Raw genomic sequence first — 12,658 nt, 5'->3', positions numbered from 1 at the left:
CGCGACCTGTGTAGGCAAAATCCGCACCGTCCTAGGGGAGTAGTCTCCCGCGAACGCCACGTTCGTATGGCACGCATCAACATACTTGGCCCGAAGGCCATGGTGCGTGCGACCCCAGATCCGCTCAGACGGATCGGTGGTTTGACAAGACCTATGACACGCACACCTTACCCGGGGCGGGGAGGCTGTACGTGTCATAGCCGTGTCGACCCGCCCCTTAGGAAAACCTGATGCTGGAATCCCTGTTGGTCCCCACCGCTGTCGTCGCACTTGCCGAAATCGGTGACAAGACCCAACTCCTCGCACTTATCCTCGCCGCTCGCTTTCGCAAGCCCTGGCCGATCATTGCCGGCATTGTGGCTGCGACGCTGGCTAACCACGCCGCGGCTGGTGCTGTGGGCGCCTGGTTCAGTAGCTTCCTTTCCGATGCCGTGCTGCACTGGATTCTCGCCGCCAGCTTCACCGCCACCGCATTATGGACCCTGGTCCCAGACAAGATGGACGACGACGAGGCCGGCACAGGGCGCAAGTTCGGACCGTTCCTGACCACGCTGATCGCATTCTTCATCGCGGAAATAGGCGATAAAACGCAAATCGCCACAGTGATGCTGGCCGCGCAATATTCGTATCTGTGGCTGGTGATTCTGGGCACGACGCTGGGGATGTTGATCGCCAACGTGCCGGTGGTGCTGGCGGGGAATTTCGCGGCAGAGAAACTGCCACTGACGTTGATCCGACGCATTGCCGCCACGGCGTTCTTCGTGCTGGCAATTGTGGCGGTTTATAAGGCGATGCAGATCAGCGGTTGGGTCTGATTCTGTAGGAGCGCGCTTGCCCGCGAACGCGATCGGCCTACAACACATTTGGTGTCTGGCACGACGCAATCGCGGGCAAGCGCGCTCCTACAAAAACGTTAAGACTTCGGCGCTTGCTCGTACAGCGGCATGACCTTGGGGATTGCCGCCTGCAAGGACGCAATACGATTGGTCGACGCCGGGTGGGTGCTCATGAATTCAGGTTGTGAAGCGCCCGATTGAGCGGTCATTTTCTGCCAGAGAGTGATCGCGGCGTTGGGGTTGTACCCGGCACGCGCTGACAGCTCCAGGCCCAGCAAATCCGCTTCGTTTTCGTTGGAGCGGCTGTTCGGCAAGGTCAGACTGTAATTGACCACGGTGTCCGCCAGCGCAAGGCTGTCCTGCCCCAGTCCCAAAAACGCACCAGCCCCTTGTTTGGCCATTTGCACGCCATAGGCTTTGGACATGGCTTCACGACCGTGTTCGCGCAGGGCGTGAGCGATTTCATGGCCCATGACCGCCGCCAGTTCGTCGTCGCTCAGCTTCAGCGTATCGATCAGCCCGGTATAGACAATGATCTTGCCGCCCGGCCCGCAGTTGGCGTTCAGGTCGTCACTCTTGATCAGGTTAACTTCCCACTGCCATTGCGCCGCATCCGGCCGCAACTTCGGCGCCTGAGCGATCAAACGCTTCGCCACGGTCTGCACTCGCTTGGCTTCGGCGCTGTCCTTGTCCAGCACGCCTTTGGTGGTCGCCTCGCTGACGGTCTCCTGGTACGACTGGGCGTACATCTGGTTGACCTGATCGGTCGAGAGCATGCTGAACATGTACTGCTTGCGCTCAACACCCACCGAATCGCCGCTGGTGGTATTGACGGCGGAGCAACCACCCAGCAGCACGGCTGCGCTCAAGGTACAAAGGGCAAATATCTGACGCATCGAAAATCTCCTGAAAATCATGGCGCACATCCTAGGCAATACCGTGTGCATCTACCAGATGGCAGCGGTTTGCCATGTCCTGAAAAATCGTGGGAGGGAGCCTGCTCGCGAGAGGCCCGCTCAAATAACCCCTCTTTGAAAACAAGCAACTTCTCGCGAGCAAGCTCCCTCCCACAAATTCATCACAATGAGGCTTCAAGCCGGGGTGAGGCATTCCGGTGCATTGAGCTTTGGATCATTAATCAAATTAGCCAGAGGCCGCTCCCGCAAAGCAGTTTGTGGGGCCGCGAGCAGCGCCTGCAAAACCGGTAACGGTGTATCGTTCGCTAACCAGTCGGCTTGGCCCTGGGCATCGAGAATCAGCGGTCGACGCTGATTCGCCGCAGCCTGAGTGATTACCGCAACGCTTAAATAGGTGTGGCCTTCAACCGGATACGCTTCCCAAATCCCTGCGAAAAACAGCGCCGAACCCTCCCCCGGCGTCAGCCAGAACGGTCGCTTGCGCACGTCTCCGCGCCATTCGTAGAAACCATTGGCGGGCAGCAGGCAACGACGCTCACGAAAAGCCTGGCGAAACATCGGTTGTTCAGCCACGGTTTCAGCGCGGGCATGGGCGGGGGTGCGAGACATATCGGTCAGCCACGGCGGGGTCAAACCCCAACGGGCGCGGGCTAATTCTCTGCACGGCTCACCCTCGTCGGAAACTGGCCCGGCACGCAGCATCAGCACTGAATCGGCGGGTGAAATGTTCCATTGAGCTTTCTGGTCCGCCGGGAAGCCCGGCAAGGCCGCAAAGGCGGGCGTCCAACGAAACAGGGCATAACGTCCACACATGGGCTCAAGACAACTCTTTTTGAAGGCGAATGACGCAGAACTCGAAGCGCTTCAGCACAGCAGTACGTCGGGGTAGCTGTCGGGCTCATCGCCCGGCAACGGAAAAGCGCCATTGTACTCAGTGATCAGTTGGCGTGCCCGATCTGCCAGACCATCGTCCACCGACAATCCCAGCAATCCAAAAACGGGTAGCTCGCCGACGCCGCCGAGCAAATGCCGGCCGGTGATGTGGGCCTCAATGCCTTCACTGGCGAGCATGCCTTGCAGCAGCTCGCCTTCCATCAGATTTTCCGGCTCGTAGATTTTGCGCATCAATCGTTCTCGGCACGCACTTGCAGATCCCATTGCTCACCGTCTGTTTCGAGGTGAAATTCAATCGGGCGACAGCACACATGGCAGTCTTCGATGAAGTTGTTGTCGCCTTCTGTCAGGTCGAGCGTAGTCTCGCCGGGCTCGCCGCAGTAAGGGCATTCATAAGGTGCTGAGGGTTGTATTTCGTGCATCGCGGTCTCCAGGGCCAGTTTTGCGTATAATCGCCGCTCATTTAAAGGCCGGTCTTGATGTTCACAGCCCCGGGCTTGTTTTCCCGGCGCCGGCCACCTTTACCCTAGCCGTTTTCAACAAGAGAGCATGATGGGCGAATTCGATGCCATCCGACCTTACAACGACTCCGAAGTAAAAGCCGTTCTGGCTCGGCTGCTGAGTGACAAGGCGTTCCTCGCAATCCTCACCCACTTCCGTTTCCCACGCCTGGCAAACTCGCTGGGCTGGGTACTGCAGCCCGCCATTGCCCGCAAGTTGCGGCGCCAGTTCGCCGGTATCGACACGGTCGCTGCGTTGCAGGACAAAGTCGAGCATTACGTCGACCATACAATCGAGCGCGCCACTGATGGTGTGACCTATACCGGCGTCGAGCAGTTCAAGTCCGGCGTGGCCTATCTGTTTCTGGCCAATCACCGCGATATCGTGATGGACCCCGCGTTCGTCAATTACGCGGTGTACCACGCAGGTCTGCCGACGCCACGCATTGCCATCGGCGACAACCTGCTGCAAAAGCCTTTCGTCAGTGACCTGATGCGCTTGAACAAGAGCTTTATCGTTCACCGCTCGATCACCGGCCGCAAAGAGAAGATGGCCTCGTACCATCTGCTGTCAGCGTATATCAACCATTCGATTCGCACCGATTGCCAGTCAATCTGGATCGCTCAGGCCGAAGGGCGCGCCAAAGACGGCGACGACCGCACCGAATCGGCCATCCTCAAGATGTTCCACATGTGCCGCAAGGACGAGCCATTTGGCGAAGTGATTCGCTCGCTCAACCTCACGCCGGTGTCGATCAGCTACGAGTACGATCCGTGCGATCACGCCAAGGCCCGGGAGTTGTTCATTCGCGCCAGCACCGGCAGCTACACCAAGGCGCCTGGCGAGGATGATGTCAGCATCGCGCTGGGCATCACCGGCTACAAAGGCCGTGTGCATGTGAACTTTGCACAGCCCATCACCGAGGTGTTCGAGGACACCAAGCAGTTGGCAATCGAAATGGACCGTCAGATTCTCGGGGGCTATCGGCTGTTTCCGGTGCATTACCTGGCGTACGCGCGCTGGGCCGATGCCGATCCGGCCTTGAACGTCCCCCGCGCTGACGAGGTGTTTGCGGCCGATGAACTGGCCCGTGCAGAGGAAGAATGGGAGCGGCGTCTGCAGGGCTGCCCCGATGAGCACCGTCCTTATCTGGTGTTGCAATACGCAACGCCGGTGCGCAATCAGTATCGGGTCAAGGCGGGTCTGCCGCTTTAAACAGCAGAGTATTGAGAACGGCGCCTTCGGGCGCCGTTTTCGTTTGCAGGGTTTGGGGACTAAAGCTGGGTACTGGCCCACGACATCAGCAGCGCAAAACCCAGACACGCGGCGCCGATCCGGTAACAGGTGCGAATCAGACGCAGGGTCGGCACGTCCATCACATGCATCGGCTCGTCGATCTGCGACTGCTCGGTGAGCGTGTGCAGATGAGCGTTTTCGCGTTGCTCTCGGTTGCGGGTGACCTGAAGCAACCAGACACCGGGACCTGCGGCGAGCAGCGCGAATAGATTCAGGGTCATCGCGGGAGACAATGGAAGCAGCATGATGGCCTCAATGGCGTCGGAATGAGTGACGCCGGATTCTGTAGGATCCAGATGGCAATTTAACGTGTGTCACCTTAACGTCACCTGAACCGGGCACTGTGTGGCACCTCAACACCGCACCCTGTCTCCCGGAGCGACATCATGCTGCATGCCAACAACCAGGATCGCCTTTATTTGATTGCCCCTAGCGACGAGCAAGAGGCTTTGATCGACGCATTGGCGTTCAACGTGCAGGATCGACACTGGCTGGTCTATTGCGCCCTCGGCGGGCATGCGCATCACGACTGGCCGGATGTGGACCTGGACACCGGTTACACGTTTTTGAGTTTCTATCAGCAGGCGGCGTGAGGTCAGGTCATCGCTGGAATTCGTGGGAGGGAGCTAGCTCGCGATTAGGTGGGGTCAGTCAACACATCCATAACAGACAGGCGGCATTCGCGAGCAAGCTCCCTCCCACAAACAAAAAAGCCCCGGCTTCTCACGAAACCGGGGCTTTTTCTATTGCGATCTAACTCGTTACTGGCCCAGAACCTTGCCAATCGTCTGATCCTGGAACAAACGCGTCAGCGCATCGCTGAGGACATCGCTGACCAGTTTGGTGTTGGTCTCTTCATTGGGCGCCATGCCGAAACGCTGATCCAGCGAAGCGGCATAACGACCGCTGTAGCTGCGACCATTGTTCTGTACATCCGCGCGGAAGGTCGAGCTGATGCTTGCTTCAGTCACGTACATACCTTCTTTGGGCGACTGATATTTCAGGTCTGCCAAGGTGACTGTCAGCTGCGGACCGTTGCCGCCAGTGGTTGGGGTGAAGCCCAGCAAACGCACAGCCGCTTCGGCCTGAGCCTGCAACTGCGGCAGCAACTGCTGGCCGCTCACAGTGATCGAGCTGGTTTCGGGATACAGACCACCACGGGTCCCCAGCGTCTGGGATGGACGCCCATCGACGACACGCACAGTCACAGGCTGGCCCCGACCGACCGCAGCCAGTTGGGCATTCAATTTGGGTTGTGGGCTAAGGGACTGCGGGCTGTGGGCGCAACCCACCAGCGTCAAACTGCTAACAGCAAGCAAACCGAACAAAAGGCGACGCAGCATGCTCATCTCTCCATGGGCCAGGCACAAAATGTGCCGCAGTATAGCGACCTCTCAACATCGCTCACTAGCTGAAAAATAGGACCGGACGCCATCGACACGGTTCCGCCACAGGAATGTCACCGGGGTGTCATCGCCATACGACACACTTTTCACATCCCAACGCCACGGAGTTCTGCCATGGACTTGCTCTGGTCACTGTTTTCCCTGCGCCGCCGCTATCGTCATTACGCGCGTCTGGACAAGCACGGCATCTGCCTGTCGTTCAAACACTGCGCCACACCGCCTGCCGGTCAGGACTGGATCGAAATCAACGAGCCCAGACTCTCTTGGCTGCATCAACCATTGCCCGCCAGCGCCCGCGTCACACGGCCTGCACGTTCGATTACCGCCCGGCATTTGATCGTTACGTGACTGAACGGCGAATAAAAGTCGTTTAAATTGGATCAATTATCAACGTTACATCGCTATAATCTCACCCCGATTATAAGGACGTCTCCTGATCGGGCCTCGCAGCATCGTTGATACCTCGTATCAACACCTCCGTATCGCCCACAGAGAGCCTTCCACACAGACATGTGCCCATCAGTGCGCGCGGTCCTACGGTGAGAAAACGCTCGACTCGATCGAACCTTTCCTGCCGGACAACCTCCCACACCTGCCACGCACCTGATCTGCCAGAGCTGCCATCGCGCAGCCCTTTTTGAGGTTCACGGCTTCAAAAGAGCGTGAAAAAAACGGGTTTTCACAACTTCACAAGAGTGTGGCGAGCAAATGAATAGTTACGCGTTTGTACATGCACCATTAGCGTCTGACCCAGCCCCCTTGAACAGGACTGATCGCTGCCGCGCAGTCTCCACGATCGGAGTCTGAAGCCTGTCCGCTACGGATTTGGTTGCACAACCGGATGCCTTGACGATAGTCGAATGGCTGCACGGGCCAAAAAATGCGTTCATGCTTGTCTATCAAGTATCAACGCAGGCTCGTTCGGTGGCGTCCGCTGAAGATGCAAAAAATTGCGAAGAATCGGACATGGCGACCCCGGCCGGGGTTATGTGGGGGCACGCTTGGAAGCACACCCTCCTACACCCGGCAACTGGCCTGGGGAACGCATGCCGTCAATTTGGTGCTGCAGATTTTGGAGACGCGTTAAATGGCGCATAACGAAGCAGTCGATGTAGTACTGGTCGGGGCCGGCATCATGAGTGCCACCCTTGCTGTGCTGCTCAAAGAGCTCGATCCCAGCCTCAAGCTGGAGGTTGTCGAGCTGATGGATTCTGGTGCGGCAGAGAGTTCCAACCCTTGGAACAACGCCGGTACCGGCCACGCCGGTCTGTGTGAGCTCAACTACACGCCACAAGCGGCCGATGGCTCCATCGACATCAAAAAAGCTGTTCAGATCAACGCTCAATTCGAGGTGTCGAAGCAGTTTTGGGCCTATCTGGCCCGCAAAGGCACATTCGGCTCATCGCGCTCGTTCATCACCCCTGTGCCGCACCTGAGTTTCGTTCAGGGAGAAAAAGGCATCTCGTTCCTGAAGAAGCGCTTCGAATCGATGCACACCCATCACGCCTTCGCGTCGATGGAATACACAGAAGATAAAGCCAAGCTGGCCGAATGGATGCCATTGATGATGCCCGGTCGCCCGGCCGATGAGCCCATCGCTGCGACCCGTGTCATGCACGGCACCGACGTCAACTTCGGCAATCTGACCAACAACCTGCTCAAACACCTGGCCAGCGCACCCGATGCGCAGGTCAAGTACTGCAAGCGCGTCACCGGTCTGAGCCGCAAAGGCAGCGGCTGGAGCGTGACGATCAAGGACGTCAACAGCGGTGGCACGCGGGAGATCGACGCCAAGTTCGTGTTCCTCGGCGCAGGCGGCGCGGCGCTGCCGTTGCTGCAGATGTCGGGTATCGAAGAAAGCAAAGGGTTTGGCGGCTTCCCGGTCAGCGGTCAGTGGTTGCGTTGTGACAATCCGGAAGTGGTCAAGCATCACCAGGCCAAGGTCTATAGCCAGGCGGCCGTTGGTTCGCCACCGATGTCGGTTCCGCATCTGGATACCCGCGTCGTCGATGGCAAGACCTCTTTGCTGTTCGGTCCATACGCAGGCTTCACCACCAAGTTCCTCAAGCACGGCTCGCTGATGGATCTGCCGCTGTCGATCCGCGCCGCCAACATCGCGCCGATGCTGGCCGTGGCGCGCGACAACATGGACCTGACCAAATACCTGATCAGCGAAGTGCGTCAGTCGATGGAACAGCGTCTGGATGCGCTGCGTCGTTTCTATCCAGAGGCCCGTGCTGAAGACTGGCGTTTGGAAGTCGCCGGTCAGCGCGTACAGATCATCAAAAAAGATCCGAAGAAAGGCGGCGTTCTGCAATTTGGTACCGAACTGGTATCGGCTCAGGACGGTACCCTGGCTGCACTGCTCGGCGCCTCGCCGGGTGCATCGGTCACGGTGTCGATCATGCTGGACCTGATCGAGCGTTGCTTCCCGGACAAAGCCCGCACCGAATGGGCTGCCAAGCTGAATGAGATCTTCCCGGCTCGGGAAAAAGCACTGGAAACCGATGCGCAGCTGTATCAGCGTGTCAGCGCTCAGAGCGACGCGAGTCTGGAGTTGGTCGAGAACAGCGAAGCGGCAAGTTTTGCCTGATTCAGAGCTCGCTCTGAATTAAGTGAAAAAACTGAAAGCCCCGCCCACGCAGCGGGGTTTTCAGTCTTCGGTCAGTCTTTCGGCTGACGGGGAATCTTCCATAAAACCGGTGTGATCTGCTGCGTCCCGATCAGCCGCGTGCCTTGTCGATCAGCTCGATGTATTCCTCGGCGTTACGCTGATCCTTGATCACTGTAACGAAGTCATTGCCGTGCTCGTCCTTGCCATCGAGGTCGTAGCCCGCTTCCTTGAAGAACACCAGAAAACGCGCGAAGTCGTCGACACGCAGACCACGATAGGCCTTGATCAGTTTGTGCAGCGACGGCGAAGTAGCGTCAACCGGTTCGAAATCGAGGAACAATTTGATTTGGGCATCGCCGATCTCATCGCCAATTACCTGCTTCTTATCTTTACGCATTGCTCACTCCAACAAACTAGCGGGATTTCACGGGCGGGCAGTTTACCCCCGGCCCGGCTGCAGGCTCAACGCGCGCGTACGGCGCCGGTGTGGATATCGGCCCAGACATGGCCGTTGGCGTAACTGAGAAACTGGCAATAAACCTTTTCATTGCGCAGCAGATCCACCAAAACCCGGTACTGCGTCGCGGGGTAGTAGAGCGTCAAGGTGCGTGTCTTGTCATCAAAGGCGGGCTTTTTCAGGCTTTTGCTTTCGCCGTCAAAATGAATCAACACATCGTTAACGGTCGCGCCCTTGTTCATGGGTTTGCCCTTGAGGCGCAGCACCAGCGGAGAGGTAACGGGAATGGGCTGCTGATTGGATTGACGCTGGCTCCCCACCACTACCGAATATTCGGTGATCTGCAACAGTTGCTGTTGCTCGGCTTCGCCTTCGCGAACAGATAACTCGTCAGGCGGCAGATATTGCGCGTGCATAGGCTCGGCAAGCGCGGGGAGCGGCAGGCTCAACAGCAACATCAGCGCCGCTTTACTACGAAACGATAACGTCATGGGTGCCTCCCGAAAAAGTGGGAGGCACTCTAGCATGAGCGCGCAGGCTTCAAGACTGCCGCCGCACTCAGGCGAACTGCGCCATCATCCAGGCGTGGTAATCGGCAACGCCGGGATCACCCTCGTGCGGTGCCCAATCCGCAAGCTCCGCGGGGCTGACGGGAAGGTAGGGCCCGGCCTTGCATTCAAACATGATGCTGTCTGGCTCAAGCACCACAAGGGCATGAAAAAAACCCGGCGGGATGTCTACGCCCAGCACATCGCCTGCGGCCTGCAAAACAGTCGTGCTGACCAGAACACCAGTTTCGTCGAACAGCAATATCCCCAGTTTGCCTTTGAGCACCAGCAGGCACTCGGCCTTGTCAGCGCTCACATGACGGTGAGGCGGGACATAAGTTGAGGGCTGCATGCCGACGACCATCCGGTGGCACGGCTCTTCCATCTGATGCAGGTTGTGGTGTTGTCGCCCGCGCGGGTTCGCTGACGCAGCCCCGGCCAGGTCAGCGAACAATGTTTGGTCCAGAAAGCGTGGCGACTGCATGTTTTTACATCCCCTTCACGGCATAGATACCCGCAGCATTACGCCAGTAGCCCTTGTAGTCCATGCCATAACCAAAGATGTAACGGTCGATGCACGGCAGGCCCACGAAGTCGGCCTTCAGATCAGGCCGCGCCTTGCGGTTGTGATCCTTGTCGATCAGCACTGCGGTGTGTACGGCGCTGGCACCGGCGTGTTTGCAGAAGTCGATAATGGCGCCCAAGGTGTGACCTTCATCGAGAATGTCATCAATGATCAATACGTCGCGATCGATGAACGAGACTTCCGGTTTGGCCTTCCAGAACAGATCGCCGCCGCTGGTTTCATTGCGGTAACGGGTGGCGTGCAGGTAGGAAGCTTCCAGCGGGAAGTTAAGATGCGTAAGCAGCTTGCCCGCGAAAATCAGGCCGCCATTCATGACGCAGAACACCACCGGATTACGATCGGCCAGCACGCTATTGATGTGTTGTCCGACGCGGGCGATGGACGCCTCGACTTCGGCCTCCGTGTACAGGCAGTCAGCCTCTCGCATGATTTGACGGATATGCTCGAGATCAGCGGACATGACGCTCTCCAAGGGGGGCAGTGTAAGAAAAGCGGGCAAAGGTACGCATCCGGTCAGTTCAGAGCAAGCGTTTCTGGACTAACGTTGCACGGGCGTTCCAATGTTGTACGAACCAGGAACCTAACCGGTAAGACAAGTTACAGCTGAATAGATTAATCTAAGCCGTTTTTTTTGCCCGCCGCTGGAGCCGTCCCCTTATGCCCATTCGTGAAATCCGTCATCCGCTGATCCGTCACAAGCTCGGTCTGATGCGCCGTGCCGATATCAGCACTAAAAATTTTCGTGAACTGGCGCAGGAAGTCGGCGCACTGCTGACGTATGAAGCAACCGCAGATCTGCCGCTGGAAACCTACGACATCCAGGGTTGGGCCGGAACGGTCCAGGTCGAGAAGATCGCCGGCAAGAAGATCACCGTCGTGCCCATTCTGCGCGCTGGCATCGGCATGCTCGATGGCGTGCTCAGCCTGATCCCGGGCGCCAAAGTCAGCGCTGTGGGCCTGGCCCGCAACGAAGAGACTCTGCAAGCGCACACTTATCTGGAGAAATTGGTCCCGGAGATCAACGAGCGTCTGGCGATGATCATTGACCCAATGCTGGCCACTGGCAGCTCCATGGTCGCCGCCATCGATCTGCTGAAAAAAGCCGGCTGCCGGGAAATCCGTGCCATGGTCCTGGTTGCCGCACCTGAAGGCATCGCCGCCGTCGAGAAAGCACATCCGGACGTGATGATCTATACAGCGTCCATTGATGAGCGCTTGAACGAACACGGTTACATCATCCCAGGCCTGGGCGATGCCGGTGACAAGATTTTCGGCACCAAGCAGAAGGACGCCTGATGAGCACGGATGAGTTCAACGATCCAACCTGGCGTACCATTCTTTCGGGCGCCCAGATGCTATTCGTGGCCTTCGGCGCATTGGTGCTGATGCCGCTGATCACCGGGCTCGATCCCAATGTCGCGCTGTTCACCGCCGGTCTCGGCACACTGTGCTTTCAGGTTGTCACTGGGCGTCAGGTGCCGGTTTTCCTGGCATCGAGCTTTGCGTTCATCACCCCGATCATTCTCGCCAAAGGACAATTCGGCTTGGCCGCGACCATGGGCGGCGTGATGGCGGCAGGGTTCGTCTACACCTTCCTCGGGCTTGCGGTGAAGATTAAAGGCACCGGTTTCATTGATCGTCTGCTGCCTCCAGTGGTGATCGGTCCGGTGATTATTTCCATCGGTCTGGCCATGGCGCCGATCGCAGCCAACATGGCGATGGGCAGAACGGGCGACGGCGCGGCGGAGTTGATCCCGTATCACACGGCCATCGCGATCTCGATGGCAGCCCTGCTGACCACCGTCATCGTCGCGGTCTTCGGCAAAGGCATATTCCGGTTGGTGCCGATTATCTCCGGCGTGCTGGTGGGCTTTGCTCTGTCGTTCTACTTTGGCGTGGTCGACACCGCGAAAATCGCTGCAGCGCCCTGGCTTGCCCTGCCGCACTTCACTGCACCGGAATTCAACTGGCAGGCGATTCTGTTCATCGTCCCGGTCGCCCTCGCTCCCGCGATCGAGCACATCGGCGGCGTGATTGCCGTCGGCAGCGTGACCGGCCGCGATTACCTGAAAAAGCCTGGCCTGCATCGCACGCTGTTGGGCGACGGCATCGCGACGACAGTCGCCGGTGCATTCGGTGGTCCGCCCAACACCACTTACGCCGAAGTCACTGGCGCGGTGATGCTGACCAAGAACTACAACCCGAAAATCATGACTTGGGCGGCAATCTTCGCCATCACCCTGGCGTTCATCGGCAAGTTTGGCGCGCTGCTGCAAAGCATACCGGTACCGGTGATGGGCGGGATTCTTTGCCTGCTGTTCGGTTCGATTGCTGCGGTGGGCATGAACACGCTGATCCGCCACAAGGTTGATCTGGCCGAAGCGCGCAATCTGGTGATCGTGTCGGTAACACTGGTGTTCGGGATTGGTGGCGTACTGATCGGCACTGGCAATGGGCCTGATGACTTCGGCATGAAAGGCATCGCGCTCTGCGCAGTGACCGCCATCGTGCTGAACCTGATTCTGCCGGGAAGCGACGCCTGGAAGAACAAGCGTCTGGATGATCAGTTGCCTTAGATACACGCAAAACCTGTAGGAGCGAAT

The 12,658-nt window shown here is 58.3% G+C and carries 17 protein-coding genes and 1 riboswitch; of the genes, 7 read left to right on the top strand and 10 right to left on the bottom strand.

The window, feature by feature from the left end; genetic code table 11:
* The first annotated feature begins 22 nt into the window (after positions 1 to 22).
* A riboswitch (yybP-ykoY riboswitch) is annotated at positions 23 to 143 on the top strand.
* A gap of 87 nt (positions 144 to 230) precedes the next feature.
* Positions 231 to 815 carry a TMEM165/GDT1 family protein gene (locus ACWKV9_RS18685; RefSeq protein WP_483837615.1) on the top strand — a complete coding sequence of 195 codons (585 nt, stop codon included), beginning with the start codon at positions 231 to 233 and terminating at the stop codon, positions 813 to 815.
* A gap of 98 nt (positions 816 to 913) precedes the next feature.
* Here ACWKV9_RS18685 and ACWKV9_RS18680 read toward each other — a convergent pair whose 3' ends face one another.
* From ACWKV9_RS18680 to ACWKV9_RS18665, 4 genes are all read right to left on the bottom strand, one after another.
* Positions 914 to 1,732, bottom strand: coding sequence for a M48 family metallopeptidase (locus tag ACWKV9_RS18680; protein WP_483837614.1), 819 nt, complete (start codon positions 1,730 to 1,732; stop codon positions 914 to 916).
* Between the two features lie 195 nt (positions 1,733 to 1,927).
* On the bottom strand, positions 1,928 to 2,566 hold the full coding sequence (locus ACWKV9_RS18675; protein WP_483837613.1) for an SOS response-associated peptidase: 639 nt from the start codon (positions 2,564 to 2,566) through the stop codon (positions 1,928 to 1,930).
* 51 nt (positions 2,567 to 2,617) lie between these two features.
* Positions 2,618 to 2,878 (bottom strand): putative signal transducing protein, encoded by a 261-nt coding sequence (locus ACWKV9_RS18670; protein ID WP_483837612.1) that lies wholly within the window; start codon positions 2,876 to 2,878, stop codon positions 2,618 to 2,620.
* Complete coding sequence (locus tag ACWKV9_RS18665) at positions 2,878 to 3,069, bottom strand: CPXCG motif-containing cysteine-rich protein (RefSeq protein ID WP_483837611.1); 192 nt, start codon at positions 3,067 to 3,069, stop codon at positions 2,878 to 2,880. The genes ACWKV9_RS18670 and ACWKV9_RS18665 overlap by 1 nt, the downstream gene beginning before the upstream one ends.
* A gap of 130 nt (positions 3,070 to 3,199) precedes the next feature.
* Here ACWKV9_RS18665 and ACWKV9_RS18660 point away from each other — a divergent pair, with 130 nt between their 5' ends.
* Positions 3,200 to 4,363 carry a 1-acyl-sn-glycerol-3-phosphate acyltransferase gene (locus ACWKV9_RS18660; RefSeq protein WP_483837610.1) on the top strand — a complete coding sequence of 388 codons (1,164 nt, stop codon included), beginning with the start codon at positions 3,200 to 3,202 and terminating at the stop codon, positions 4,361 to 4,363.
* Between the two features lie 59 nt (positions 4,364 to 4,422).
* On the opposite strand, the gene ACWKV9_RS18655 is transcribed toward ACWKV9_RS18660, so the two are convergent.
* Positions 4,423 to 4,689, bottom strand: a complete 267-nt coding sequence (locus ACWKV9_RS18655; protein WP_483837609.1) for a hypothetical protein — start codon at positions 4,687 to 4,689, stop codon at positions 4,423 to 4,425.
* 141 nt (positions 4,690 to 4,830) lie between these two features.
* Between ACWKV9_RS18655 and ACWKV9_RS18650 the strand changes: the two genes are divergently transcribed.
* Positions 4,831 to 5,037 carry a hypothetical protein gene (locus ACWKV9_RS18650; RefSeq protein WP_483837608.1) on the top strand — a complete coding sequence of 69 codons (207 nt, stop codon included), beginning with the start codon at positions 4,831 to 4,833 and terminating at the stop codon, positions 5,035 to 5,037.
* Positions 5,038 to 5,205: 168 nt separating this feature from the next.
* Here the strand turns inward: ACWKV9_RS18650 and ACWKV9_RS18645 are convergent, their stop codons facing one another.
* Positions 5,206 to 5,787 (bottom strand): YajG family lipoprotein, encoded by a 582-nt coding sequence (locus ACWKV9_RS18645; RefSeq protein WP_483837607.1) that lies wholly within the window; start codon positions 5,785 to 5,787, stop codon positions 5,206 to 5,208.
* A gap of 177 nt (positions 5,788 to 5,964) precedes the next feature.
* Here ACWKV9_RS18645 and ACWKV9_RS18640 point away from each other — a divergent pair, with 177 nt between their 5' ends.
* Together ACWKV9_RS18640 and mqo are read left to right on the top strand one after the other, a co-directional pair.
* On the top strand, positions 5,965 to 6,198 hold the full coding sequence (locus tag ACWKV9_RS18640) for a hypothetical protein (protein WP_483837606.1): 234 nt from the start codon (positions 5,965 to 5,967) through the stop codon (positions 6,196 to 6,198).
* Positions 6,199 to 6,937: 739 nt separating this feature from the next.
* Positions 6,938 to 8,443: a malate dehydrogenase (quinone) gene (gene mqo / locus ACWKV9_RS18635; RefSeq protein ID WP_483837605.1), complete on the top strand. Its 1,506-nt coding sequence runs from the start codon at positions 6,938 to 6,940 to the stop codon at positions 8,441 to 8,443.
* Between the two features lie 130 nt (positions 8,444 to 8,573).
* Here mqo and ACWKV9_RS18630 read toward each other — a convergent pair whose 3' ends face one another.
* The 4 genes from ACWKV9_RS18630 to ACWKV9_RS18615 all read right to left on the bottom strand — a co-directional run bounded on the left by ACWKV9_RS18630 (position 8,574) and on the right by ACWKV9_RS18615 (position 10,515).
* On the bottom strand, positions 8,574 to 8,861 hold the full coding sequence (locus ACWKV9_RS18630; RefSeq protein ID WP_483837604.1) for a PA4642 family protein: 288 nt from the start codon (positions 8,859 to 8,861) through the stop codon (positions 8,574 to 8,576).
* 65 nt (positions 8,862 to 8,926) lie between these two features.
* Complete coding sequence (locus tag ACWKV9_RS18625) at positions 8,927 to 9,412, bottom strand: hypothetical protein (RefSeq protein WP_483837603.1); 486 nt, start codon at positions 9,410 to 9,412, stop codon at positions 8,927 to 8,929.
* Positions 9,413 to 9,479: 67 nt separating this feature from the next.
* On the bottom strand, positions 9,480 to 9,953 hold the full coding sequence (locus tag ACWKV9_RS18620; protein ID WP_483837602.1) for a WbuC family cupin fold metalloprotein: 474 nt from the start codon (positions 9,951 to 9,953) through the stop codon (positions 9,480 to 9,482).
* Positions 9,954 to 9,957: 4 nt separating this feature from the next.
* Positions 9,958 to 10,515 carry a hypoxanthine-guanine phosphoribosyltransferase gene (locus tag ACWKV9_RS18615; protein WP_483837601.1) on the bottom strand — a complete coding sequence of 186 codons (558 nt, stop codon included), beginning with the start codon at positions 10,513 to 10,515 and terminating at the stop codon, positions 9,958 to 9,960.
* Between the two features lie 197 nt (positions 10,516 to 10,712).
* On the opposite strand from ACWKV9_RS18615, the gene upp reads away from it, so the two are divergent.
* Complete coding sequence (gene upp / locus ACWKV9_RS18610; RefSeq protein ID WP_483837600.1) at positions 10,713 to 11,351, top strand: uracil phosphoribosyltransferase; 639 nt, start codon at positions 10,713 to 10,715, stop codon at positions 11,349 to 11,351.
* Positions 11,351 to 12,631 carry a uracil-xanthine permease family protein gene (locus ACWKV9_RS18605; RefSeq protein ID WP_483837599.1) on the top strand — a complete coding sequence of 427 codons (1,281 nt, stop codon included), beginning with the start codon at positions 11,351 to 11,353 and terminating at the stop codon, positions 12,629 to 12,631. Before upp ends, ACWKV9_RS18605 begins: the two co-directional genes overlap by 1 nt.
* The last annotated feature ends 27 nt before the right edge of the window (positions 12,632 to 12,658 follow it).

The organism is Pseudomonas corni (assembly GCF_057128765.1).
This window is presented reverse-complemented; position numbering and strand designations above follow the sequence as displayed.